The sequence below is a fragment of the Pandoraea pulmonicola genome (assembly GCF_000815105.2).
GTDB classification, from domain to species: Bacteria; Pseudomonadota; Gammaproteobacteria; order Burkholderiales; family Burkholderiaceae; genus Pandoraea; species Pandoraea pulmonicola.
Genome location: NZ_CP010310.2, coordinates 5,296,133 through 5,321,212, shown reverse-complemented (window position 1 = coordinate 5,321,212; position 25,080 = coordinate 5,296,133). Strand labels below are relative to the sequence as shown.

The 25,080-nt window shown below is 66.3% G+C and carries 23 protein-coding genes; 12 read left to right on the top strand and 11 right to left on the bottom strand.

Annotation, left to right across the window (positions count from 1 at the left end; all coding sequences use genetic code 11):
• Nucleotides 1-4 precede the first annotated feature (4 nt).
• Complete coding sequence (locus RO07_RS22930; RefSeq protein WP_160118095.1) at nt 5-2,167, bottom strand: GumC family protein; 2,163 nt, start codon at nt 2,165-2,167, stop codon at nt 5-7.
• 215 nt (nt 2,168-2,382) lie between these two features.
• On the opposite strand from RO07_RS22930, the gene RO07_RS22925 reads away from it, so the two are divergent.
• From RO07_RS22925 to RO07_RS22910, 4 genes are all read left to right on the top strand, one after another.
• A complete protein-coding gene (locus RO07_RS22925; RefSeq protein WP_052266825.1) occupies nt 2,383-3,099 on the top strand; it encodes a polysaccharide biosynthesis/export family protein in 717 nt (238 codons plus the stop codon).
• A gap of 85 nt (nt 3,100-3,184) precedes the next feature.
• Nucleotides 3,185-4,504 carry a hypothetical protein gene (locus tag RO07_RS22920; RefSeq protein WP_147284591.1) on the top strand — a complete coding sequence of 440 codons (1,320 nt, stop codon included), beginning with the start codon at nt 3,185-3,187 and terminating at the stop codon, nt 4,502-4,504.
• Nucleotides 4,482-6,185, top strand: coding sequence for a glycoside hydrolase family 44 protein (locus tag RO07_RS22915; RefSeq protein WP_052266823.1), 1,704 nt, complete (start codon nt 4,482-4,484; stop codon nt 6,183-6,185). The genes RO07_RS22920 and RO07_RS22915 overlap by 23 nt, the downstream gene beginning before the upstream one ends.
• Before the next feature lies 1 nt (nt 6,186).
• Nucleotides 6,187-7,551: a lipopolysaccharide biosynthesis protein gene (locus RO07_RS22910; protein ID WP_072637135.1), complete on the top strand. Its 1,365-nt coding sequence runs from the start codon at nt 6,187-6,189 to the stop codon at nt 7,549-7,551.
• A 6-nt stretch (nt 7,552-7,557) separates the two neighbouring features.
• Here the strand turns inward: RO07_RS22910 and RO07_RS22905 are convergent, their stop codons facing one another.
• Both RO07_RS22905 and RO07_RS22900 read right to left on the bottom strand, forming a co-directional pair.
• Nucleotides 7,558-8,487 carry an NAD-dependent epimerase/dehydratase family protein gene (locus RO07_RS22905; RefSeq protein WP_039406143.1) on the bottom strand — a complete coding sequence of 310 codons (930 nt, stop codon included), beginning with the start codon at nt 8,485-8,487 and terminating at the stop codon, nt 7,558-7,560.
• 10 nt (nt 8,488-8,497) lie between these two features.
• The gene (locus RO07_RS22900) at nt 8,498-10,243 is read right to left on the bottom strand and encodes an FAD-dependent oxidoreductase (RefSeq protein ID WP_052266822.1); all 1,746 of its coding nucleotides are present in this window, start codon (nt 10,241-10,243) and stop codon (nt 8,498-8,500) included.
• Nucleotides 10,244-10,421: 178 nt separating this feature from the next.
• Between RO07_RS22900 and RO07_RS22895 the strand changes: the two genes are divergently transcribed.
• On the top strand, nt 10,422-11,249 hold the full coding sequence (locus tag RO07_RS22895; protein WP_084072766.1) for a WecB/TagA/CpsF family glycosyltransferase: 828 nt from the start codon (nt 10,422-10,424) through the stop codon (nt 11,247-11,249).
• Between the two features lie 141 nt (nt 11,250-11,390).
• Here the strand turns inward: RO07_RS22895 and RO07_RS22890 are convergent, their stop codons facing one another.
• Nucleotides 11,391-12,803 (bottom strand): undecaprenyl-phosphate glucose phosphotransferase, encoded by a 1,413-nt coding sequence (locus tag RO07_RS22890; protein WP_237171327.1) that lies wholly within the window; start codon nt 12,801-12,803, stop codon nt 11,391-11,393.
• A gap of 259 nt (nt 12,804-13,062) precedes the next feature.
• Nucleotides 13,063-13,587 (bottom strand): outer membrane lipoprotein, encoded by a 525-nt coding sequence (locus tag RO07_RS22885; RefSeq protein ID WP_039406142.1) that lies wholly within the window; start codon nt 13,585-13,587, stop codon nt 13,063-13,065.
• 520 nt (nt 13,588-14,107) lie between these two features.
• On the opposite strand from RO07_RS22885, the gene RO07_RS22880 reads away from it, so the two are divergent.
• The gene (locus tag RO07_RS22880) at nt 14,108-15,583 is read left to right on the top strand and encodes an MFS transporter (RefSeq protein ID WP_052266821.1); all 1,476 of its coding nucleotides are present in this window, start codon (nt 14,108-14,110) and stop codon (nt 15,581-15,583) included.
• Between the two features lie 108 nt (nt 15,584-15,691).
• Here the strand turns inward: RO07_RS22880 and RO07_RS26200 are convergent, their stop codons facing one another.
• Nucleotides 15,692-15,853 (bottom strand): hypothetical protein, encoded by a 162-nt coding sequence (locus tag RO07_RS26200; RefSeq protein WP_157118225.1) that lies wholly within the window; start codon nt 15,851-15,853, stop codon nt 15,692-15,694.
• 109 nt (nt 15,854-15,962) lie between these two features.
• Between RO07_RS26200 and RO07_RS22875 the strand changes: the two genes are divergently transcribed.
• Nucleotides 15,963-16,337 (top strand): hypothetical protein, encoded by a 375-nt coding sequence (locus tag RO07_RS22875; protein ID WP_039406141.1) that lies wholly within the window; start codon nt 15,963-15,965, stop codon nt 16,335-16,337.
• A gap of 403 nt (nt 16,338-16,740) precedes the next feature.
• On the opposite strand, the gene RO07_RS22870 is transcribed toward RO07_RS22875, so the two are convergent.
• On the bottom strand, nt 16,741-17,217 hold the full coding sequence (locus tag RO07_RS22870; RefSeq protein WP_039406140.1) for a CBS domain-containing protein: 477 nt from the start codon (nt 17,215-17,217) through the stop codon (nt 16,741-16,743).
• A 589-nt stretch (nt 17,218-17,806) separates the two neighbouring features.
• On the opposite strand from RO07_RS22870, the gene infA reads away from it, so the two are divergent.
• Nucleotides 17,807-18,028, top strand: a complete 222-nt coding sequence (gene infA / locus RO07_RS22865; protein ID WP_039393473.1) for a translation initiation factor IF-1 — start codon at nt 17,807-17,809, stop codon at nt 18,026-18,028.
• Here infA and RO07_RS22860 read toward each other — a convergent pair.
• From RO07_RS22860 to RO07_RS22845, 4 genes are all read right to left on the bottom strand, one after another.
• Nucleotides 18,025-18,486, bottom strand: a complete 462-nt coding sequence (locus RO07_RS22860) for a GNAT family N-acetyltransferase (RefSeq protein ID WP_039406139.1) — start codon at nt 18,484-18,486, stop codon at nt 18,025-18,027. The genes infA and RO07_RS22860 overlap by 4 nt on opposite strands.
• Nucleotide 18,487: 1 nt before the next feature.
• Nucleotides 18,488-18,784, bottom strand: coding sequence for an acylphosphatase (locus tag RO07_RS22855; RefSeq protein ID WP_039406138.1), 297 nt, complete (start codon nt 18,782-18,784; stop codon nt 18,488-18,490).
• 114 nt (nt 18,785-18,898) lie between these two features.
• Nucleotides 18,899-20,011 (bottom strand): metallophosphoesterase, encoded by a 1,113-nt coding sequence (locus RO07_RS22850; RefSeq protein WP_039406137.1) that lies wholly within the window; start codon nt 20,009-20,011, stop codon nt 18,899-18,901.
• Nucleotides 20,012-20,224: 213 nt separating this feature from the next.
• Nucleotides 20,225-20,620 (bottom strand): nucleotide pyrophosphohydrolase, encoded by a 396-nt coding sequence (locus RO07_RS22845; protein ID WP_084072765.1) that lies wholly within the window; start codon nt 20,618-20,620, stop codon nt 20,225-20,227.
• A 195-nt stretch (nt 20,621-20,815) separates the two neighbouring features.
• On the opposite strand from RO07_RS22845, the gene RO07_RS22840 reads away from it, so the two are divergent.
• The 4 genes from RO07_RS22840 (at nt 20,816) to RO07_RS22825 (ending at nt 25,000) form a co-directional block, all read left to right on the top strand.
• Nucleotides 20,816-21,211, top strand: coding sequence for a 2Fe-2S iron-sulfur cluster-binding protein (locus RO07_RS22840; protein ID WP_418303693.1), 396 nt, complete (start codon nt 20,816-20,818; stop codon nt 21,209-21,211).
• A gap of 63 nt (nt 21,212-21,274) precedes the next feature.
• Nucleotides 21,275-22,942: an energy-dependent translational throttle protein EttA gene (ettA, locus tag RO07_RS22835; protein WP_039406136.1), complete on the top strand. Its 1,668-nt coding sequence runs from the start codon at nt 21,275-21,277 to the stop codon at nt 22,940-22,942.
• Nucleotides 22,943-23,070: 128 nt separating this feature from the next.
• Nucleotides 23,071-23,736 (top strand): 3-hydroxybutyrate dehydrogenase, encoded by a 666-nt coding sequence (locus tag RO07_RS22830; RefSeq protein ID WP_174234892.1) that lies wholly within the window; start codon nt 23,071-23,073, stop codon nt 23,734-23,736.
• A gap of 82 nt (nt 23,737-23,818) precedes the next feature.
• Nucleotides 23,819-25,000, top strand: a complete 1,182-nt coding sequence (locus RO07_RS22825) for a DUF3734 domain-containing protein (protein ID WP_039406134.1) — start codon at nt 23,819-23,821, stop codon at nt 24,998-25,000.
• Nucleotides 25,001-25,080 lie beyond the last annotated feature (80 nt).

Sequence of the window (25,080 nt, the reverse complement as noted above, 5' to 3'; positions counted from 1 at the left end):
GCGGCTAGAAGTAGCGGTAGATGGACGCCGGGATGTACCCGCGGCGGTGCGTCAGTGCGACGCCGATCAATCGGCCGCCCGCGTCTTCGACCTGCGACTTCAGGCCGGCGATGACCGGCTTGCGCGTGGCTTCCGCGCGCACCACGAGCACGGTGGCGTCCGCCAGCGAAGCGTTTTCGATGCCGGTGAACGACTGGCTCGACGGTGGCGCGTGGACCACGATGTAGTCGTGCGACTCGCGCAGGGCGTCGAACAATTGCGTGACCTGCTGCCACGACGACGGGATGGCCCCGTTGCGCGGCTGCGCCACCACGATGTTGTGCCCCTCGACACGCGTGAACGCCAGCGTGTCCGGCCTGGCGCCGTCATCCTGCGCTGCAGGCTCGTCGGTGGACGCGCCGCGCCCTCCCGGCCATGCGAGCAAGCCCTGCGCGTTGGGTTTTCCGTACAGCGGGTTGTCCGGCGTGGAGGCGATGTCGAGGATGACGATCGGTTTGGTCGAGCGGTGCTCGAGCTCGACGGTCAGCCCCTGGATGACCGAAGCCAGGCCGTCGTTCCTGCCGGTGGAGAGCACCATGACGACCTTGGCGTGTGCGTCGGTGCTGCTGTTGATCGCGGCGATCATGCGGCCGTAGGCCATATGGGCCGGCCGACTTGCGACGGGGTCCGGGGCTGCGGTTGCCGTGGAAACGCCTGCCGCCGCGCCGGGCCGTCGGTCGCCGCCGAGCATGACCGGCGCATTGACCACCGGCAGCAGCAGCGCCCGCTCGACCTGCTCCGGGCTGAGAAAGGTCTCGCGCAGACTGGCGAGGATCAGCACGGTGAGTGCGGAAATCAGCAGACCGGCCGCGATCGACGCCGCGATCAGGAGGCTCGCCGAGACGCTGCGCTGCGACGGCGGGAACGGCGCCTGGATCACGCGCACGTTCGTGCCGTTGGTCTGGCTGACCTGGCCTTGCTGCACCCGCGCGAGTTCCACCTGGCGCGAGCGCTCCTTGAAGCTGTCGGCGAGGATGTCGCGCCGCGCCTGCAACTGGCTCAACTGGCTGGACACGTCGCTCAGTCCCTGCAGCTTGTTGCGGGTCTCGCGGATCTGGTCGTCGAGCGCCTGCGCCTGTGCCTGACCGCCCGCGATGCTCGCGTTGAGCACGGCCAGACGCTCCTGGACCACGTCGTAATAGTTGTTGTGGCCGAGGCGCGTCGCCGTGGTCATCTGCTGCTTCTGGCTCGCGATGTTCGCGCGCATGTCGGCAATCTGCTTGTCGAGCTGCTGCACGAACGGCGAGGTCGGCAGATAACGCGAAGCGAAGTCGGCGCGCTTGGTCTCCAGTTCCATCAACGAGACCTGCATGCCGTTGAGCGCACGGCTGGCTTCCGAGTCGTCGGTGTAGATCGGGATGGTCGAACGCACGTCCTTGGTCGACGTCTGGAGCGACTTGAGCTCGCTGCGGTCCTGAAGCAGCTTGGCCTCGGTTTCCAGCTTGCGCTGGACCAGCTGGCTCTCGAGCAGCACGGCGCGCGAAGTCTGGTCGTCGATCTTGACGATGCCGTGCTTCTTCTGGAACGCGAGCAGATCGGCGTCGGCCTTGTCCAGTTGCTTGCCCACCTCGTCGCGCTGGCTCACCAGCAGATCGACGCGCCCGGACGTGAAGATCGAGGCGCGCTGGCGGAAGTACTTGTCGAGCAGGCGCGCGAGCGCGTCGGCGGCGGCCTTTGGATCGGAATCCGAATAGGTGAGCGTGATGGTGTTGGCCAGATCGTTCTGCTCGATGTGCAGGCGGCGCTCGAAGGTCTGCAGTTCGCGGTCGATGTCGCGCTCGGTGGCGCCCGGTCCGAGCTTGGACAGGATGACCTCGCGGTGCAGCTCGGGGCTCGACAGGATCTGCGCTTCCACGCCGTTCAACTGACCGACCGGCGGTTGCAGCGCCACCCCCGCGTTCGGGTTGTTGGTCTGGTCGTAATACCCGGCATTGAGGACCAGCAGCGTGGCTTGCGCCTTGTAGGGGATGGGGACGAAGAGGGCGACCAGAATCCCGATGGCGACGATGCCGAGAAATACCGCTGTCGCAATCCTGCGGTAATAGAAAAGGGTATTGAGATAGTCTCGAATCGTCACATCGACGACGGCGGCGTGCCGGTCAGGCCTTGTTCTGGTCGTAATTGCCATAGGGAGCAAGAATCGGGATGCGAGAAGCGGAAGCGTTGCCGGGCCAACAAGTGTGGTTTCAAGGCGCATATATTACGGAAGAAACTACCCGGGCGGTCGGCCCTACAGCGACTTTCCCCTAAATCTGACGCACTTTCTTCGTGCTTGGCGAGAACGGCCAAGTGCTCTAGAGTACGATCCAAACCGTCAAACCTCGGCTTTTTGCCAATTTTCCGATGAACATGCTCCGCCCGGCCTGCGTTCTGGCGCTGATGACGCTGACCGCCTGCACCCACACCTGGGTCGACACGAAATACCAGCAACCCACTAATTTCGCGACCTGGGTGGACGCCGCCCCGAGCCCTTACCGTCTGTTGCCCGGCGACGATATTTCGGTCGTCCTGCCTTTTAACGTCGAACTCAACTACAAGGGGCGCGTCGCCCCCGACGGCACCGTCGCCATGCCTTTCGCCGGCACACTGCCCGCCGCCGGCCAGACGCTCACCCAGTTCGGCGAGACGGTCAACCGCGCGCTGGCCACCGCCGGCATGACGGCCAACGCCCATGCGCTGGTATCCGTCACGCAGACGGCCGCGCACGTCTTCGTCGGCGGCGAGGTCGGCAAGCCCGGCGAACTGGCGCTCACGCCCGGCATGAGCGTGATGCAGGCGATCATCACCGCGCAGGGCCTGCTCGATACGGCTCGCACCGGCGAGGTGGTGCTGATCCGTCGCAGCCCGGACGGCCGCCCGATGCTGCGCACGATCGACGTCAAGGCGCTTACCCAGCAAGGCGATCCGGCGCAGGACGTGGTGTTGCAGTCCAACGACACCATCTTCGTGCCCAAGTCGTCGATTGCCGAGGTGGATCTGTGGATCGACCAGTACATCAACAAGGCACTGCCGTTCCAGAAGAACGTGAACTACGACATCAACGGCGCACGCTCCTTCTGATCGCCAACGACGTCCATGACCGGCCGGCCGCGCAGCGGCGCGCCGCCGGGATCGCCCAAGTCTATCCACCGATTTCAACCGCTTCGTGACAGCCGGGACCTCTTCCCTCGACATGACCGATGCCGGCGCCGACGCGCCGGCGCAAGCACTGCCTCCCGTGTTCCGGGGCGGCGCGTCGCGCCCCCGCGTCATGTGGTGCCTGGTGCTGCTTCTGCCGCTGTTCGGGCAGACGTTCCACTACATTTCGGCGCTGTATCCGCTGTGGGCGCTCTCGAAGGCGTTTCCGGTGCTCACGCTGCCGCTGGCGCTGCGCCTGGGCAGTCAACCGCGCTTCCCCATGACACGGCAGGTGCTGCTGAGCTTCGCGTGGCTGGTGTTGATGCCGAGCTTCGCCGCCGTCATCTACTTCGACGAGAGCTTCTTCACGAGCATCACCGCGCAGGTGAAGCTGCTGCCCATCCTGTATTTCTTTTCCTTCCTCGCGCTGCTGCTCATGCTCAAGCCGACGCTGAGCGAGCTGGGGCGCAGCTTCGTGATCCTGGGCGCGATCGTCGTCGGCACGCTGATCTTCCTGTGGGCGGTCGTGCCCGCCGGCTGGTACAAGGAGACGTACGTGTTCGGGCAGGCGCCGTTCTTCACGAGCGACAGCCGCGGGCATCGCATCCGGATGTCGATGTATTTCCCGTTCATCCTGCTGTTCTTCTGCTACCGGCGCGCCTTCTTCGAGCGGCACCTGGGCTATCTCGCCGGCGTGCTCGTGGCGCTCGCGGTGGCGCTGCTGATCGTGAAGTCGCGCGCGCTCGCCATCGGCATCATGGGGGTGCTGGTCATCAACACGTTCGCGTGGGCGCGGCCTCGCGCGCGCATCGGACTGCTGCTGATCGCGCCGATCGCGCTGGCGTCGGTCTTCTCGATGGGGTATCTGGCGACCATCTTCAGCGCTGGGTCGGAAACCGGCTTCGACACCCGTCGGATCTCGGCCGCGCTCGCCACGCGCTTTCTCGGCAACGAACCGATGCGGTGGCTGTTCGGCGTGGGCACGATCAGTCCGGCAAGCGGCGAGAGTCTCACGGGCTACTTCCACCACTTCTTCTTCCTGGCGGACATCACCTGGCTCGGGATCGTGTTCGAGTACGGCCTGATCGGCGCGCTCATCGTCCTGTGCCTGCAACTGCGCGGCCTGTTTTTCTACCGACGGCTGCGTGCCGAAGTCGAAGACGATTTTCTGGGCGCGCTGTTCGACTACCTGATCTTTGTCCTGCTCGCTTCGTTCTTCTATCCGCCGACGCTTGCGCCGGGCGAGACGGCCGTCATTCTGGCGGTCTTCGTCTACATCTGGCGCGCCGGCGGCTTCGATCACCGTGCCGATCCCCGGAGTTTCCATGCGCGTATCGCGGCACCGTAATTCGTGCGTCCGTCTGATCCAACTGGCCGGCGCCGCGTTGATGCTGTCGGCCGCCGCGTGCACCGAAGCGACGCCCGGCGGCGCGCTGCCGGTCGCCATTTCCGTCGACGCGGCCGCCAACCGGCATCCGATCAATCCGTACATCTACGGCATCAACTTCGGCACGACGGCCATGCTGCAGGACCTGCGCGTGCCGCTGAACCGTTCCGGGGGCAACAGCGCGTCGGCCTATAACTGGCGGCTCGACGCGCGCAACGCCGGGCGCGATTGGTACTACGAGAGCCTGCCGGTCAACCCGGCGGACATCAACGATCAGTTCGGCGACCGGTTCGTGGCGCTCACGCAGGCCGGCGGCGCCACGCCGATCGTCACGATTTCGATGCTCGGCCGGGTCGCCACGCTCTCGCGCGCCCGCGAGCGGCTTGCGAGCTTCTCGATCGCGAAGTACGGGCCGCAGCAGAACCATGATGTGGACGGCATGACCGACGCCGGCAACGGTATTCTGCGCAACGGCACGCCGGTCGTGAACGATCCGGACGACGCGACGGTGCCCGACGATCCGGCCAGCCAGCAGGCGCGCGTGGCCGCCCTCGTGCAGCAATTCGGTCCGGCGCGCGCCGGTGGCGTGCGCTACTACGCCATGGACAACGAGCCGAGCCTCTGGCAACTGATTCACAACGACGTGCATCCGACGGGGGCGCACGCCAGCGAGATTGCCGCCAAGGTGATCGCTTACTCGCGCGCGGTGAAGGCGGCCGACCCGGACGCAAAGGTCATCGCGCCGGAGGAGTGGGGCTGGAACGGCTATCTCTACAGCGGCTTCGATCAGCAGCACTCGGTCAAGCACGGGTATGCGCAGGCGCCCGACCGTCTGCGGGAGACCGGCGGCATGCCGTACGTGCCCTGGCTGCTCGCGCAATGGAAGCAGGCAGGCCATCCGGTCGATGTCTTCAGCCTGCACTTCTATCCGCAAAGCGGCGAGTACGAGGAGCCAGCCACCGCCAATTCGCCCGCCATCGCGCTCATGCGCAATCGCTCGACCCGCAATCTCTGGGACCCCGACTACAAGGATCCGACGTGGATCAACGACGTGGTGGCGCTGATTCCGAAGATGCGTCAGTGGGTGGACACCTACTACCACCCGGGCACGCCGATCGCGATCACCGAGTACAACTGGGGCGCGGACACGCGCATGAACGGCGCGACCGCCCAGGCGGACATCCTCGGCATCTTCGGCCGTGAAAGGCTGGACATGGCGACCCGCTGGGGCACGCTCGATCCGTCGATGCCGGTCTACAAGGCCATCAAGCTCTATCGGAATTACGACGGCCAGGGCGGCGAGTTCGGTTCGACCAGCATCGCGGCGAAGGTCCCCGATCCCGACACGGTGTCTGCCTTTGCCGCATTGCGCGGGGGCGATGGCGCGATGACGGTCGTCGTCGTCAACAAGCAACTGGACCGTGCCGCGAAGGCCACGATCTCGCTGGCCAACTTCGCCGGCGCGGGCGTGAGCGAAGTCTGGCAACTGGCGAACAACGAACTGGCCCGGCGGCCGGACGCGCCGTTCTCGGACGGCATCCTGCACGCCGAACTGCCGCCGCAGAGCGTGACGCTCTTCGTGGTGCGCGGCGCGACGGCGCAAACCGCTGTACCCGCGAAATCGTCGGCGGCGGTGAACTGACATGAGCGACATCCCTCCTTCGACCACCCGGGCCGGCGCGTCGATGCTTCGCGGCAGCGTGATCAGCCTCGGCGTGCGCCTGCTGGATCTGCCCAGCCGCTACGGATTCCACTTGCTGATCGCGGCGGCGCTGGGTGTCGTCGAGACCGGCAATTTCTATATCGTGTTCAGCACGATGGTGGCGCTCGCCGGATTCGGCCGTCTCGGCATCGACCAGGCGCTCACGCGGCAACTCGCCATGGACGTGGCCTCCGGCAGGTCCGATGCGGTGCGCCCGACGATCCGGCGTGCGCTGTGGCTGGTGCTGCTGGCGTCGGGCGCGGTGTCCGTGCTGCTTGCCGCGGGCGCCGCCGTGTTCGCCGACGACGTGCTCAGCAAGCCTGGTCTGGCCGTCCCGCTCATGCTCGGGGCGCTCTCGTTCATTCCGCAGAACGTTGGCGCGGCGCTCGCGGGCGCGCTCGCCGGCCTGCAGCGCGTGGGGTTCAGTCAGATGATCTACTCGTGGCTGTGGCCCGCGATCTTCTGCGTGGCCGTGATCCCGCTGGTCGTCACGGGCAGTCTGACGGTGACGACCGCACTACTGCTCATCGCCGCGAGCTTCACGCTGACGGCAGTGGCCGGGGCCGTGCTGCTGCGGCGCTTCCTGCACGAAGTGCCGCGGTCGGCCGTCGCGCACGGCCCGGCGCCTGGACTGCTGAAGCCGGGGCTGTCGCTGTTCTCGCTCGAACTCACCAAGCTGCTGATCACGTCGGCGCCGGCCATCGTGCTCGGGATCGTGGCATCGTCGCGCGAGACGGGCCTGTTCGCACTCGCGTGGCGTCTCGCGCTCGTCATCAATCTGCTGATCAGCGGCGTGACGGGGATGGCGGCGCCGAGATTCGCCAGTCTCCATGCGCGCCACGATACGGCGGGGCTGGAGCGCAGCGCGGCGCAGGCGATCGGGTTGGTGCTCTGTCTGGCGCTGCCGGTCACGGCCGCCATGCTGATCGTGCCCGGCCATCTGCTCGGCCTGTTCGGTCACGGCTATGACGACGGTGCCAGCGCGTTGCGCGTGTTGGCGCTCGGGCAGATCGCGGCGGCCTGCTTCACGGCCATGCCGGAACTGCTCGGCATGACGGCGCATACGCGCGCGCTGACCCGGATCAACGCGGCTTCGGTCGTGGTGCTGCTGGCCGGGCTCGCGCTGCTGGCGCCACTGGGCGGGAGTGTCGGGGCGTCGTTCGCGGCGTCGCTCGCGATTGCGGTGAATGGCGCGGCCGCCACGTGGGCGGCGCATCGCTTGCTCGGCGTGTCGCCGCTTGGCGCGTTGGGACGCGCAATCACCGATGCCATTGCCAGAATGGCGGGGCGTTCCCGCAAGCCATGAGGCGGATCACGACCGTGCCGCTTCGGCTTTCACGGCCTCGCGCCACGGCTTCCATGCGATTCCGAACGCGTGTTCCGCGAGTCCGGAATCGAGGCAGATGTCCTGCCGCCAAAGGCGCGCGAGCGAGGGCGGAATCGGCGGTGGCAACGATTTCACACCGATCTTGCGACCGGCAATTTCCGCGATCTTGAGCGCGGGCGCCAGCAGCTTCGTTTCCAGCTTCAACTGCCGCGCGCCGATGCGCTTGACCGGTGTCGCACCCAGCGCCAGCGCATAGGCGATGAAGTACTCGTTCCAGCGCGGCGCGTCGGCCATGGCGAGGTTGTAGGCGCAGCCTTCGGCATTCGGCATGCGCAGCGCGCTCAGTGCGGCAGACACGACGTCGTCGACGTGGACCAGGTTGCTGTGCGCGTCGCCTGCCGCGCCGAGGTCGCCCAGACGCCCGGCACGCAGCAACTGCGCAATGCGCGCCGACCATTGCGGACTCCCGCCGCCGTACACGCATCCTGGACGCAGCAGACTCACCCCGGGCATGCGCGCGAGCATCCGCTCCGCTTCGACCTTTGCCGTCCCGTACGGGCTCGCGCCCGCGATGGGCGCGGTCTCGTCGATCCTGCCCTGGAGCACACCGTACACCGCCATCGAGCTGAAGTGGACGACAGGCATCGCCGTGGCGCGCGCGTCGAGGGCAGCGCGCAGTGCGCGTGCATTGGCCACGATCGTCTCGGGCGATCCCGCGACACAATTCACGACGCCATCGGCTTCGGCCAGCGCGGCGCCCAGCGAGTCGGCGTCCACGGCATCGACTGCACGCAAGCCTGGGCCCGCCCGACGCGACGCCGCAACCGGCTCGGCCCAATCCGCGGCCGCGAGCGCCTGAACGACGTGGCGGCCGATAAATCCGGTCGCACCGGTAACGAGAATGCGGGCTTTCATAGGGGCGGAGTCAGGTGGTGTGGATGGTGTTGGGGGCAGCGGGGGCCATGGCGATTTCGGCCGGCATGGTCTGCGTCGTCGCGACGGGAAGAGCGGTCACGTCTGCCTGCGTCCGAAGATGATTGGCGAGTCGCAGCGCGAGGGCCACGAGGCTGAGCGTGGGGTTGGCCTGGCCAGAGGTCGGAAAGACGGCCGCGCCGGCGATGAAGACGTTGTCGGCTTCGTGCAGGCGGGCGTTGGCATCGACCACGCTCGTGCGCGGATCGTCGCCCATGCGCGCCGTGCCGATGTGATGGCCGCCGTAGGCGCCGTAGCGCGTCATCTCGGCTTCCACTTCGGCCGGGTCGTACGAGAAGCGGCCGACGCCCGCGCGCTCGACCTCGGTCGCCAGCGCGGCCAGTGCGCGCGTGACGGTCGCCACGTCTTCGTCGCTGTAACGCCAGTCCACGTGGATGCGGCGCAGACCGAGCGCGTCGACCTCATCGCCCAGCGTCACGCGGCTGTCGGGATTGGGCGCCTGCTCGGCATGGAAGTCGAGGCTGAAGCGCAGATTGGCCGGTCGCACGATGACCGACGGGAATTTGCGTGCGGCGAGCGTGCGCTTCGTCAGCCAGTGCGTCAGAAAGCGCGCCGTGTTCGGCGCATCGACAATGACGTTGCGCACGTGCGCGAGCCAGTTGCCGAGCGAGCGGTCGTGCGTGTCGCCGTACAGTCGCTTGGCGTACTCGTAAGGCACGATGGGGCGCGCGAGATACAGCGCGGACAGGATGCCGTTGCCGTGCCCGGCGTCCGGAATGCGTGGATGGTGCAGCCGCGCGACGAAGTTGCCCGCGCGCAATGCGCGTTGGGCCGGTGCGCGCAACGCGAGGCGGCGGCGACAGTAGACGCCCTCGTCCGACACTTCGTAGCCGTGATACACCGACGACGCGCCCGAAAGATCGATCGTGCCGATCGTTCCCGCCAGATGGCTCATGTAGTAGCGGCCCACGACGTCGTGCGCGTTGCCGAGGCCGCGTCCGCTCGCGCCGGGGCTGTTGAGCAGGAGCCGCGGGGTTTCCAGGCCGCCGGCCGCAAGCACGTAGGCGCGCGCCGCGACCGTGAAGGTATGTTGTCCGTCGAACGTGCGCACTTCGACAGGCCCGACCCGTCGGGCCGCCCCGGGTTGCATGGGCATGCGGCACAGGTTGGCGTGCTGCACGACGCGCACGCGTCCCGTGGCGAGGCGTGCGCGATACCGGTTGCCGAAGTCCGTCGGGCAACTGAATCGTTCGAGCGTGTTCGTCGAGAAGACGTCGCTCGCGAAGTCGCCGATCATCGGACGGGATGGCCGCGTGAACGCCTGCTCGGCCGTGTAGGCGAATTCGCCGGCCTCGCACAGGGCGTTGGCCTCGCCGTACCACGGCAGCAGGTCGTCCATCGCGATCGGCCAGCCGCTGTGCGGCATATAGTCGCGCGCCTCGAAGTCGATGGCGTCGAGCGGCATGCAGCGCCCGCCCCAGAGCGTGGTCGAGCCGCCGAAGCGGCGCACGCGGTAGCTGTCCGTGGGCGGATGCAGCCGCGCGTCGGCGACCGTGCCGGCATAGAGTTGCTGGATCGCCGCTTCCGGCGCGTCGGCGCCGCTCTCGAGCAGAATCACGTCGAGCCCGCTCGATTCGAGCGCCAGGGCCAGCGTGATGCCGGCCGCGCCCGCGCCCGCAATGCACAGATCGGCTTGCAGGCAGGTGCCGGAAGGAATGTCGTGGGCGTCGAGAATCATCGTCTGCGGCAGCGGGTGACAGGGCCGTGGGCTCGGCAATGAGCGAACGGGACGGACAGCCGCTGCGATGGTAGCCGATCCTCGGCGACAAGACGACGACTTTTCCTGCCGCGCTGATACTATCGTGCCTGCCATCGAATGTGCCCGGCTTCGGCGGGCGACAGGAACACGACTCGTCATGACCAGTGACACGGATCTGAATGCACGTCAGACCGCGCGCGAGCGCGATGTCTTCACACCCAGCGTCGCCCTGTTCGGGCTCGACATTGCCGCGGTGCCGTTCGACACGGCCGTCGACGTGCTCGCGCAGGCCGCCGCGCGGCGCGAAGGGCGCTCGCGTATCGTGGTGACGCCGAACGTCGATCACATCGTCCGGCTCGACACGCAGCCGGAGTTCAAGCGTTTGTATCGCACCGCCGACTATCTCTTTGCCGACGGCATGCCGATCGTCTGGGCGAGCCGCCTGTTCGGCACACCGCTGCCGGGACGCGTGACGGGCGCCGACCTGCTCCCCGCCCTGTGCGACCGCGCGCGCGCGACGGGCGCCAGGGCCGTGTTCGTCGGCGGGCGTCCCGGACAGGAGGCGCAGATCACCGCCGGACTTGCCGCCCGCTTTCCCGGACTCGATTTCACGCTGATCGCGCCGTCGATGACGTTCGACCCGACCGGGCCCGAGGGACAGGCTGTTGCGCGGCGCGTGCGCGAACTTGCGCCCGATCTCATCTTCGTGTGTCTCGGCATGCCGAAGCAGGAGCGTTGGGCGATGGCGCATGCGCACGACATGCCGGGCGGGTTGATGTTGTGCGTGGGAGCGGCCATCGAGTTCGCGGCCGGCATGCAGCGGCGCGCGCCCGGCTGGATGCAGCGTACGGGCCTCGAGTGGGTGTGGCGAATCCTGCAGGATCCGGGGCGGATGTGGCGGCGCTACCTGGTCGACGATCGGCGCTTCATCGGCATCTGCTGGCGGCATTGGCGCGCCACGTCGCATGCCGGGGGCGCGCGCTGAGACGGATTGAAGTCGGGACTGACGCGGCGTTGCTGCGTGCTCGAATGGCGCACGGATCGTCGTCGGGTGGATCGTCAAGCGGGCCGTCAGTCCAGCATCAGACAGCGATCGGGCAACCGTCGGCGCGCCGCAAGGCTGCCTTCAGATCGCGTTGCGCCCCGTGATCATCACGGGAATCGTCTTGAGCAGGATCTTGATGTCGAGCCACAGCGACCAATTGGTGATGTAGTAGCGGTCGTACTCCACGCGCCGCTGCATCTTGTCCGGCGTGTCGGTCTCGCCGCGCAGACCATTGATCTGCGCCCATCCCGTAATTCCCGGCTTGACGCTGTGACGCAGCATGTAGCCCGGGATCAGACGTCGGTACATCTCGTTGTGCTCCTCCGCGTGCGGGCGCGGACCGACGAGGCTCATCTCACCGCTTAGCACGTCGAAGAGTTGCGGCAGCTCGTCGAGCGACGTGCGGCGCAGATACCGACCGATGGGCGTGATGCGACTGTCGCCTGCATGGGCCTGACGCAAGCCGCCGGTCGCGCCGGCGGCGTCCTCGGGCTGCGCGACGCGCATCGAGCGGAACTTGTGCACGACGATCGGCTGACCACGCTCGCCGTAGCGCCGCTGACGGAACAGGATAGGGCCCGGAGAATCGAGTCGCACCGCGATGGCGACGGCGATCAACACCGGCCACAGCACGGCGAGCAGCATCGTGGCGCCGACGACGTCGATGCCGCGCTTGATCATGCGCAGCACGCCCTGCACGGTGATGTCGTGCAGCGCGAGCAGCGGCACCCCGGCCAGGTCGGTACTCGTCATCGACAGATCGCCGGCGAAGCGGAACTCGGGCAGCAGGTAGATCGCCGCCGTCGAATCGTACAGTCGATGGATGATGTCGCTCGTGAGTTCCTTGTCGTCCTGCTGACCGATGGCGATGAAGACGACGCCGTACGCGTTGGCCTGAATTTGTGCCGCGGCGTCGGCATAGCGGCCGAGATAGGGCGGCAGGGCTTCGCCGTCTTCGGGCGTCACCGGTGTGTCGTTGTAATACCCGGCGACCTGGATGCCGAGGATCGGCGAGCGGCGCAGGCGCAGGTACAGCTTGCGCGCCTCGGGACCGAGACCGAAGAACGCCGCGTGGCGCTGGTTGCCGGGCGCATTGTTGATGCTGTGCGCCGCGCCGCGCAGCGTCGCCAGTCCGAGGACCTGCAACGGCAAGGCGAGCACCGCCCATTCAGCGAGCATCGCGCGCACGTCTTCCGGGCGGTCGTACGTGAGAAACAGCAGCACGATCATCGTGACCAGCACCCGGCACCAGCGCATGGCGCCACGCCCGAGCATCCAGCGGGCACTGCGTGCGCTTGCGAACAGGTGGAAACGGGTGAAGACGATGAAGGCGGTGACGCCCAGCGCACTCACGAGCGTGAGGCCGTATGGCGTGTAGGGATTCTGTCCGTTCAAACACAGGACTGCGAAGAATGCGCCGGCATTGAGGACTGCGCTGATGCCGCCGACCATCGCCATGAAAAGCCGATGGTGGTAGGTCGTCTGGGTCGACATGACAGATGCGAAGGGTAGCGTAACGGTAACTGACGGACTCGACAAAGTTCCGGAACGGCGTGCGGCCCTCCGATGGTCGCGCGTATCTTATCAGGACAAATAGCCTTTGCGTATGGCGCTCCCACGTCGATTCCCGTGTCTTGCGCGCGTGGTGGCGCCGGAAATGAAAACGCCCGCCGGTTCCAATGACCGGCGGGCGTTCTCCGTTGATGCTGCTGACGCGCGAAGCGCTTGCGACTCAGTGTTCAGCGCATGGCGATCAATACGGGTAGACCGTATCGTTGGCGACGGCGGCGCGTTGGCCTTGCTGCACACGCAGCGGCGGCGCTTGCGTGACCGTCGCTACACGACCGTCGTCCAGACGCACGGTAATGCGGTAGAGCACATTCGGTTCGCCCATGCTGTTCTCGATCCGGTTGCCCGCGAGACCGCCGAGGACGGCGCCTGCGATGGTGGTGGCGGTGCGTCCGCGGCCACCGCCCATCGTGTTGCCGAGCAGGCCGCCGGCGGCGCCGCCCAGAACCGTACCGAGAATGTTCGGGCTGTTATTGGGACCGTTGACTTGCTCGATCGATTCCACGCGGCCATAAAGCGCGCCCTGCATCTGGGGTTGCTGGTAGCCCTGTTGATAACCCGGCTGCTGATAGCCTTGCTCATATCCCGGCTGGTACCCCTGTTGGTAGCCCTGCTGCTGGTAACCGTATTGCGGCCCCGGCGCAACGCAACCGGCCAGCATGACGGCGGCCAGTGCCGCGCTGATTCCCGTAAGTGCTTTGATGTTCATTTTCCGTTGTCCTCGTGAGCGTGAGGTGAATGCGCTGCCACCGCAAGGAAAGGTGGCGCTGCGCACCGTGTGGCGTGTCTACTGCGACCACGACGCGGAATGTAGGGTTCCGCAGCCCTTTTTGCTGTAAGAAACGGTAAGCATTTGTAATGGCATCGGTCCCGGCGTTCGCGCGGCATGTGACCCCATCGCCACATCGCCTCCTCCACGGAACGCTCACTCATGATATTCCCATCAGGTGAGACGTGGGATCATTCCCTGTAAATGCTTAGCGTAAAAGGGGAATGCGCTATCAAATTGTCAGAATGAAACGGATTATTGTTGTTTTTGCGCGAAAACCCTTTGTCTGACGCGGGAATCGTCTAAGCATATAACGATAAAGCACTTGGTCGTATGGGTACCAAGCGGTAACATCGCGACCTTTGGCGATGGTTCGGAACCGTCTGCCGCCCGGGTTCGGGTGGGCGACCCGCCACCGTCCCTCCGCCTTCTCACTTTTCGTTTCCCTCGGTTGCGCATCATGTCCGTCGATGTTTCTTTGTCTCCCGCCGCGCTCGCTCACGCCGGTTCTGCGCAGTCCGCCGCGCGTGCCGCCTCGCCGGCGATCATCCGTTCCGCGGCCGATGTCGCGCAACTCGTCAACGAAGGTGGCGCGCGCGTCTCGAATGCGCGCTGGATCGTGGCGATCGCGCTGGGCGGCGTGTTCCTCGACGCCTACGACCTCGGCGCGCTGGCCTTCGGTTTGAAGGACGTCGCCCGCGAATTCAACCTCACGCCGGCCGGTACCGGCATGGTGGCCTCGGCGATCACGTTCGGCGCGATCGTCGGTGCGTTCCTCGGTGGTTACTTCACCGATCGCATCGGACGCTATCGCGTGTTCATGGCCGACATGCTGTGCTTCGTCATTGCCGCCATCGCATGCGCGCTCGCGCCCAACGAATATGTGCTCGCCGGCGCGCGCTTCGTGATGGGGCTGGGCGTCGGCATCGATCTACCCGTTGCCATGGCGTTCCTCGCCGAGTTCTCGAAGCTCAAGGGGCGGGGCAACAAAGCGGCGCGGGTCGCGATGTGGTGCCCGACGTGGTACGCGGCGATCTGCGCGTCATATTTGCTCGTGCTGCTGTGCTACGCCGCGCTGCCGTCTTCGCACAGTGCGCTGCTGTGGCGGATCATTCTGGGCTTCGGCGCCATTCCCGCGCTGGCGATCATTGCCGTGCGCAGCCGTTACATGAGCGAGTCGCCGGTGTGGGCCGCCAACCAGGGCGATCTCGAAGGCGCCGCGAAGATCCTGAAGCGCTCGTACGGCATCGATGCGGTCGTGGCTGCCGACGCCGAGCGCGCGGCGCCCAAGCGTCCGGCGGCGTGGAGCAACTATGGCAAGTTGCTCCAGGGTGTGTATTTGCGTCGTACGACGCTCGCGACCATCATCGCGGTGGCGTCGTCCTTCGCATACAACGCCGTGGCGTTCGGGCTGCCCGTGATCATCGCCAGCTTCCTCGCGCAGTCGATGCTCACCACGATTCTGATGTCACTCGCGCTGAACCTGTTGTTCGCGTTCACAGGCGGGTTGATCGGCGTGCGTCTGGTGCCGAAGGTCGGCGCCTGGAAGCTCACGGTGCTCGGCTATGCTTTCCAGCTGAGCGCGCTTGTCGGTCTGGCACTTGTGGGCAAGCCGGCCGGTGGCGTGCAGGTCGCCTGGGCACTCGGCTTTCTCGCGTTGTTCCTGCTGGGCCAGGGGTTCGGTCCGGGCGCGCACTCGATGACGTTCGCTTCGTTGAGCTATCCGACGTCGCTGCGCGGCGTGGGCGTTGGTTTCAACCAGACGCTCATGCGCGCGAGCTCGACCGTCTCGCTGTTCCTGTTCCCGGTGCTGGCCGCCGCGCTCGCGACAAAGGTGTTCTGGGTGATCGCCGTTGCGCCGGCCATCGGTCTGCTGGCGCTGCTCGCGATTCGCTGGGAACCGTCGAACTACGACGTCGACGCCGAAGACTTCTGACGTGTGCCCCGCCGACGAGCGGGGCAGTCGTGCCGGGGCGGCGGAGAAATGTCCTCGCGCCGGTACCGTTGCCGTGATGACGCTTCGCGTCACCACGGCATTGTTTTTTCAGCGTGCGTCGGGAGAGAAAACGCGCTCGCGGGTGATGAACGGATCGATGTCGCTTGCCCGGTTGCGCTGGCGGGCGCATACCTTCTTGCCGTCCATTTCGATGCATTCGCGCGTGCCCAGCGGGTTGCCCCCTTCGCGTGTGGCCTTGGGCCCGCTCACCGACGCTTGCCCCGGTCCGAATTCCCGCTCGAAGGCCCGGCGTGCCGCATTGCCCGGCGCGGGCGCGCGTGCTTCGTCGCGAGGATCGGCGGCGCGCTGCGACTGATCCGTGATTGCTCGCTCCGCGCTCGCCGTGGGAGACGAAGCGGTCCTGGATGGCGCGGTCCGCGCGCCGCGCGCGATGTCCGCCCGCCAGTCCAGCGGCGGCGGGGCCGCGGGAGCCGTGAGGGTCGGACCGGGTTGGGATGGCTGTGACGGTGCGGGCGTTGTCGGCGGGGAGGCCGCGGCGCGAGGCGTTCGCGATGCGCTGGCCCGCGGCGCGGGTGTTTCGCGTTCGGGGATCGCCATGGAAGGAGCCGGCGATACGGGCCGTCGCACTGCTGACGACGGCTTGATGATCGTAATGGGCGTGACGGCGCGAGAGGACGTCGGCAAGCGAACTTCCGTCGGCGTGATCCGCAAGGCGAACCACGCCAGCAAATGAGCGATCAGGACCGCAGGCACGACCCAGCGAACGCTGCGAGGCAGACGCTCGCGCGAAATCGGGGCAGGCGAACCAGCGAAGGCGACGAAGGCGGCAACCGGCAGTGAACTACGAAGTGCAGTGTCGCCGGACGGCGGAATGGTCAGCGGAGGTTGAGGCGATTGGCGTGGCAAGGGCGCATGAGTCAGTCGGACACCGGGATGGGGTGACGGGATTCTGACACGACGCGCCGCTTCGGGCAGACCAGGGCCCAGGGAGAAGGCTTAGATGCGACGTCACGAATGAAAAACGGCGCTTCGAACGAAGCGCCGTGCCCCTGATTTCGCTGCCGACTTGACGGATCGCGTCGGATCGCACCGCGGTGGCGTCATGCCGCATGCGCCGACACGGACGCCGTGCCCATTCAGCTCGGCCGCGAAGGCGAGCGGCCCGCCATGACGGCAGCGCCCCCCATGATGTAGTTCTCGAGCTGGTCGATGGTGAATTGCTGCTCCGAGATGATCGCCTTGACCAGGTCGCCAATGGAGAGCAGGCCGACGAGCTCGCCGTCCTTCATGACAGGCAGGTGACGGATGCGATGCTCCGTCATCAGCGACATGCATTCCTCGTTGGTCTGGTCGGGGCTCACGTAGCGCACCGCGGAGGTCATCACGTCGCGCACCGGCGTGTTGACCGACGTACGACCCATGAGCGCCACTTTGCGCGCGTAATCGCGCTCGGTGAAGATGCCGACGATCGAGCGGTCGTCGTCGCTGACGAGCACCGCGCCGATGCGCGCTTCGGCCATCAGCGTCAGTGCATCGAGCACCGAATCGGACGGGCGCACCTTGTACACCGTGTCCACCGATTTGGACTTCAGGATCTGAGCGACGGTTTTCATGTTCAATGCTCCTGCGGGCTACGGGTACTTACAGCATAGTTGAGGGCGCGCCGCACGTCATGCTCGCGTTGTCACCGAGTCAACCGGGTGCCGACAGGCCGCGGAAGCCGGACGCCGACGCCGGCCATGATGCAATGCGCCACGAAGCGCCGCGAAAAGCCCCTCGAATGGCGCGACGGCAGCACATTTTTCCCACGAGCGACGCAGAAAGGCGTATGCTTGCGGGATCGGCGAAATTTCGCCGATCATCGCCTGACGATCGCGAAATGCTTTATCGGCGCCGCTGACAGCCATGTCCTGCGAGCCGGATCACTCGCTGTGCCGATGACGCGGACCGCACGGTCTTCGCCCTCCCGACACGCACTGCTCGTCATTGCGGCACTGCCGCAATGTGCCTTGCTCCTTCGAACCATCGCCGCGTTTCGGTGCGCCGCCAAGCCAGTCATGGCCGGTCCGCCGGGTAGGCTCCTTTTGGCGTTCGATGTGCACCCCGGCAAATACAGGGGTGCGGCGAAGGTATTGGCGAACGAACCTTCTGTAACACCGGTGCCGCGCCCATCGCGAGCGGCGCCCTCAAGAGGACACGATATTGGCCAAGGAAGAACTGATCGAATTCAGCGGACACGTTTCGGATGTGTTGCCGGACAATCGCTTTCGCGTAACGCTCGAGAACGGCGTGGAAGTGGTGGCATATGCGAGCGGCCGCATGCAGAAGAACCGCATCCGCATTCTCGCGGGTGATCGCGTGACGCTGGAGATGTCGCCCTACGACCTGAGCAAGGGCCGCATCAACTACCGCCACAAGAACTAAGTCAGCGACGTCGTCTGACTCCTGCGCGCCAGTCGCTGCCCGTCGCGGGCATAGCCATGGCGCGCATAGAAGCGATGCGCGGCGACCCGATGGTCGCTGCTCGTCACTTCGAATTTCTCGCATCCCCGTTCGCGGAACCACGCGTGCGCGGTCGCCATCAGCGCGTGCCCGACGCCCGAACCCCGCACATTCTCCTCCACCACCAGCGCCGTAATGCGCCCCAGCCGCCCCGCCAGATGGAACATGGTGAGCGCGTGCAATCCGATACATCCCACGATCTGCCCGTCGGCGTCGAGTGCGACGAACGCGGCGTCGTCGCCTTGTGCGGCGGATAGCGCGATATTGCGCCGGACGATCTCCAGCGGCGTATCGTAGCCGAGCTGCGAGAGCAGCGTCACGATGCGCGGTGCGTCATCGTCGATGGCAAGGCGTGTGCGAGGCGTCACGGGCGGCGTCATGTCAGAGTTGTTCGAAACGGTCGAAACGCCGGCCCGTGTACTCGACTTCGCTCTCGAAATCGGTCACGCGTGCGCCGGGCGGGCCATGCCGCATCCATTCCAGCATCTTGTCGACCTGATCGGGCGTGCCCTGCACCATGGCGACGACGTCGCCCTCGGGCAGCGCCTGCACCCAGCCGCGCACGCCGATCAGGTGCCCCTCGCGCACGGCGGCCTGACGATAGCCGACGCCGGTGATCTTGCCACGCAGACGTACGGCAACGGTTTCGAGCGGAGAGGCGGGTGGCAGTGACTTCATGACGGCAGCGGGACGGCACGGACCGGACGTTCAGGGAAAGGCGATTGTAGCGTCATCGAATACGGCTCGCCCGGGGAGGCCCGGCGGCCAATACCGCACGGATCTGACGCGGCATCAGGCGTTCCCAGGAACCAGCCGGATTCGCGTGATTTCCGAGGGTGCGCCGAAGCGCTTGGGCGGGCCCCAGTAACCGGTGCCACGGCTCACGTACACGGCAAGACGCCCCAGGCGGTGCAACCCATGCACGAACGGCTGCTGCAGCGGCACGAAATACATCCACGGCCAGAATTGTCCACCATGCGTGTGACCGGAGAGTTGCAGATCGAAGCCGGCTTCCTCGGCTGCGGGAGCGCTGCGCGGCTGATGCGCCAACAGCACGCGCGGAACACCTTCGGGCGAGCCCGCGGCCGCCGCCGCCGGATCGCTGCGCTTTTCGGGATCGAAGTGATGGGCGGTGAAGTCGGTCACCCCGGCGATGGTCAGCGCCGCGCCTTCGTGATCGAGCACCACGTGTTCGTTTTCCAGCACGGTCAGCCCGATGCGGCGCAGCTCTTCCACCCACGCCGGTGCGCCCGAGTAGTACTCGTGGTTGCCGGTACAGACGTAAGTGCCGTGGCGCGAGGCCAATCGGCCGAGCGGGGCAATGTGCTCGCGCAGCGCGGGCACGCCGCCGTCGACCAGATCGCCGGTGATGGCCACCAGATCGGGCTTGAGTTCATTCGATGCTTCGACGATGGCCTCGATGTAACGGCGTCGGATCGTCGAGCTCACATGAATGTCGCTCAACTGCACGATGGTGAATCCCTTGAGCTCGGGCGGCAGGTCGGCGATGGGCACCTCGACCTCGACCACGCGAGCGAGGCGTCGCGCGTTATAGAAGCCGAGCAGCGTCGCCACGGCGGTGAGCACCAGCACGATGACGGCCGAACGGGTGACGAGTTGCGCGTCGAATTCGGAGATGGCCAGCGCCACGCCCAACACCACGTCGCGCACGACCGTGAGCACGAACAGCGACGAGAAGATGCCGATGGCCGTCATGCCGGTCCAGGTCAGCAGCGTCGCCAGTGGTTCGCGCTGGATGGCGCGGCTCATGAGGCCGAGCGGGATGAGCACCGTCGACGCCACGAGCCACAGGCCGCCGAGCACCTTCCAGCCGAGCGCGACCGGCAGCGGCGTGAGCAGACGCCAGCCGATGTACGCGTGCAGCAGTGCGATGAGGGCGAGCATCAGCCAGCGCGGCCGTGCGGGCAGAGTGCGTCGGGACGGTTTGCCGTGCGCATGCGCCGCGCCGGAGGACGACTGCGGCGCCGGGGAAGCCTGAGAAGCCTGGGATGGCTGCGACATAGCGTTGATCTCTTCGAAATTCGGGGCGGACCGCCTGCGGTGCGCGCGTCCGGCGTGTCGGTTATGCGGGCGTCGGCCGAAATTGCAAGGCGTGCGTCACGCCGGCGGCGCCGGATACTTCCGCGCGTTCATGACGAGCTTCTCGCACACGGCGCGATTCAGATCGACACCGAGCACCGACGAGAGCCGCACAAGGTACATGGCGATATCGGCCAATTCCTGCTCCACGTGCCGCGCCTCGTTCGTCTGCATGACGGCCTTGGCTTCGGCGTCGGTGTGCCACTGGAAGATTTCGACCAGTTCCGCAACTTCGACGGACAACGCCATGGCAAGGTTCTTCGGCGTGTGGTGGCGGTGCCAGTCGCGTGCGTCGGCAAAGGCATACAGGGCGGTTTCGAGGCCGGACGTGTCGATGAGTCGCGCGTTGGCGACCTCGACGCCGGTCGTGGGGGCGGGTGCGTGTGCGGGCGTGTTTTCGGAGGCAGCGGACATGAGCAAAAACGGTAATGGAGATCGCGGCGGGCGGTGAGCGCCAATGTTGCAAGGCGGCCGGTTTGCGATGGCGGACGGGCAGCAGCGCAAGCGACGCACCGTCGACGCGACAAAAGGTCGCGGGAACGGGTTATGGTAGCGCGTTGGCGCAAGATGCGCCGTGCACCGTTTCGATGCCCACCGAGCGCCTTTGCCTTGAACCGCCTGCCCCCGGATTCTCCTGTCGTCTCCGCCACCTCCGCCGCCTCCGCCGATGTGGCGGAAGACGCCGGCACGCCGGCCGCGCCGACCTACCGCGTCACGCTTGCGCCATCGGGCTGGCAATTCGACGTCCCGGCCGACACGCCGATCCTGCTGGCCGCGCAGGCGGCAGGCGTCAAGTTGCCGAGCCTGTGCCGCAACGGCACATGCCGGGCGTGTCTGTGCCAGGCGCAAACGGGCGGCACGCCGGCGCCGGTGACGTACCGCATCGAGTGGCCGGGCCTGTCGCGTGAGGAGAAGGCCGAGGGCTGGCTGCTGCCTTGTTGCGCCTATGCGCGCGGCGAGCTCGTCATCGACGCGCCCGATGCCGTGCGTGTCGCCCTTTGTTAAACTGGCCGCTGTCTGGCGCTCGCCCGAGAGCCGTCATAACCGTTTCAGGATCAGGAAAGCCGAATGGCACAGTACGTATTCAGCATGAACCGCGTGGGCAAGATCGTGCCGCCCAAGCGTCACATCCTCAAGGACATCTCCCTGTCGTTCTTCCCTGGCGCCAAGATCGGCGTGCTGGGCCTGAACGGCTCGGGCAAATCGACGCTGCTCAAGATCATGGCCGGCGTCGACAAGGAGATCGAGGGCGAAGCGATCCCGATGGCGAACCTGAACATCGGCTATCTGCCGCAGGAGCCGCAGCTCGATCCCGAACAGACCGTGCGTGAAGCCGTCGAAGGCGGCATGGGCGAAATCATGGAAGCCCGCACGAAGCTCGACGAAATCTATGCCGCCTACGCGGAGCCGGACGCGGACTTCGACGCGCTGGCCGCCGAACAAGCCAAGTACGAAGCCATCCTCGCCGCGAGCGATGGCAACAACATCGAGCAGACGCTGGAAGTCGCGGCCGACGCGCTTCGCCTGCCGGCATGGGACGCCAAGATCGGCGTGCTCTCGGGGGGGGAAAAGCGTCGCGTGGCACTGGCCCGTCTGCTGCTCTCGAAGCCGGACATGCTGCTGCTCGACGAGCCGACCAACCACCTGGACGCCGAATCGGTCGACTGGCTCGAACAGTTCCTCACGCGCTTCCCGGGCACCGTCGTGGCCGTGACCCACGATCGCTACTTCCTCGACAACGCGGCCGAATGGATTCTCGAACTCGACCGCGGACACGGCATTCCCTGGAAGGGCAACTACAGCTCGTGGCTCGACCAGAAGGAGCAACGCCTGAAGCAGGAAGAGGCCAGCGAGTCGGCGCGCCAGAAGGCGCTGAAGAAGGAACTGGAGTGGGTGCGTCAGAACCCGAAGGGCCGTCAGGCCAAATCGAAGGCGCGTCTGGCCCGTTTCGACGAGCTCAACAGCCAGGAATACCAGAAGCGCAACGAAACCCAGGAGATCTTCATCCCCGTGGGTGAGCGCCTGGGCAACGAAGTCATCGAGTTCAAGAACGTGTCGAAGGCCTTCGGCGATCGTCTGCTGATCGACGACCTGAGCTTCACGGTGCCGCCGGGCGCCATCGTCGGCATCATCGGCCCGAACGGGGCCGGCAAGTCGACCTTCTTCAAGATGCTCACGGGACGCGAGCAGCCGGACAGCGGCGAGATCAAGGTCGGGCCGACGGTGAAGATGGCCTACGTCGATCAGAGCCGCGATGCGCTCGACGGCAACAAGACCGTGTTCGAAGAGATTTCGGGCGGCGCCGACGTGCTGACGGTGGGCAAGTACGAAACGCCGTCGCGCGCCTACATCGGCCGCTTCAACTTCAAGGGCTCGGACCAGCAGAAGCAGGTCGGTTCGCTCTCGGGCGGCGAGCGCGGCCGTCTGCACATGGCCAAGACGCTGATCTCCGGCGGCAACGTGCTGCTGCTCGACGAACCGTCGAACGACCTGGACGTCGAGACGCTGCGCGCACTCGAGGACGCACTGCTCGAATTCGCCGGCTGCGTGATGGTGATCTCGCACGATCGCTGGTTCCTCGATCGTATCGCCACGCATATTCTGGCCTTCGAAGGCGACTCGCACGTCGAGTTCTTCCCGGGCAACTACCAGGAGTACGAGGCCGACAAGAAGAAGCGCCTCGGCGAGGAGGCGGCAAAACCGAAGCGAATCCGCTACAAGCCGATCGCGCGGTAATGCAGGAAAAGGCGCCGCAAGGCGCCTTTTCTGTTTGAATGCAGTGAGTCCGACGAGCCATGCCGGTGCGTCCTGTGCCGCATGACCCGCCATCTTGACGAATCGGGAGAGTGCAAATGAGCCAGTCAGTGAATCCGTTGAATGGGAAAGTCGCCGTGGTCACGGGGGCGGCAAGCGGCATCGGCGTGGCGATGGACGTGACCAGCGAAGACGCGGTCAACAGCGGCATCGACAAGGTCGCCGAAACGTTCGGTTCGATCGACATCCTGATTTCCAACGCCGGTATCCAGATCGTCAATCCGATCGAGAACTATTCGTTCGCCGACTGGAAGAAGATGCAGGCCATCCACGTGGACGGCGCCTTCCTCACCACGAAGGCGGCGCTCAAGCACATGTACAAGGACGACCGCGGCGGCATCGTCATCTACATGGGTTCGGTGCACTCGCACGAGGCTTCGCCGCTGAAGTCCGCCTACGTGGCCGCCAAGCATGCGCTGCTCGGGCTGGCGCGAGTGCTTGCCAAGGAAGGTGCGAAGCACAACGTGCGCTCGCACGTCATCTGCCCGGGCTTCGTGCGCACGCCGCTCGTGGACAAGCAGATTCCGGAGCAGGCCAAGGAACTCGGCATTTCGGAAGACGAGGTCATCAAGAAAGTCATGCTCGGCGGCACGGTCGACGGCGTATTCACCTCGGTCGACGATGTCGCGCAGACCGCGCTGTTCCTGTCCACGTTCCCGACGGCGGCCTTCACGGGGCAGTCGTTCGTGGTGAGCCACGGCTGGTTCATGCAGTAACTCACGCGCACGGCGCGGCGCACGCGAGTCGGTCGCGCCCCGCCGTGATTCGTCAGTGTCAGGAAGTTTCAGGAGAACGGTCATGACGGCCAATCCGCCGAAAGTCCCCAAGCGGGCCATCGATCTGCCGCCCTACGAGACGGTGGCGCTCGTCTTGCAGGGTGGCGGGGCGCTCGGGGCCTATCAGGCGGGCGTGTATGCCGGTCTGTATGAAGCCAGAATCGAGCCGAACTGGATCGCGGGCATTTCCATCGGCGCGCTCAATACGGCGATCATCGCCGGCAATGCGCCCGAGCGCCGCGTCGCGCAGCTCGAAGCGTTCTGGTGCACAATCTGCGAGCCCGCGCTACTCCCGCCGCTGCCTGCGCCGTTCGAGGCCGCCATTCTCAACGGTCCGGAATCGGGACGCATCGCCTACAGCGCGTGGCAGGCCTGGCGCGCGATGGTCGAAGGGCAGAAGGGCTTCTTCACGCCGCGCTGGCCGCAGCCGTTGCCCACCGCCATGGGTGATCCCGCGCATGCGAGCTATTACGACACGTCCGCCCTGCGCGGCACGCTGGAACGGTTCGCCGACTTCGATCGCATCAATTCGCGCGAGATTCGCGTGTCCGTCGGCGCGGTCAACGTGCATACGGGCAACTTCGTCTACTTCGACAACACGCGCGAGGTGCTGCGCCCGGAGCATTTCATGGCGTCCGGCGCGCTGCCGCCGGGCTTTCCCGCCGTGGAGATCGACGGGCAGTATTTCTGGGATGGCGGCCTGGTGTCGAACACGCCGCTCTCGGAAGTGCTCGGCACGTCGCCGCGTCGCGACACGATCGCGTTCCAGGTCGATCTGTGGAGCGCGCGCGGTCCGCTGCCGGATAACCTCAACGATGTGGCCGACCGGCAGAAGGACATCCAGTTCTCGAGCCGCACGCGTCTCGTCACGGACCACCTGCAGCGCGCGCAGCACTATCGTCGCGTGCTGCGCGAAGTGCTCGAGCGCGTGCCCGCCGACGTGCGGGCGCACGATCCGTGGTGCCACGCGGCGCAGGAAATCGCGTGCAGCAAACGCTACAACGTGATTCAGCTCATTTACCGAAACAAGGAGTACGAGGGGCACTACAAGGACTATCAGTTCGGACTGGCCGCGATGCTCGATCACTGGTCGAGCGGCCTCGACGACATGCGCCGCACCCTCGCGCATCCCGACTGGCTCGCCATGCCGAGCGACACGACGGGCTTCGTCACGCACGACATTCATCGCCACGAGACCGTCTGATCGCGGCCAATGCGTCGCGTGTGCGGCGAAGCTTTCGCGAGATGGATCGCGTGCCGGTGTTGCGGCCTTGCCGGGGCGTG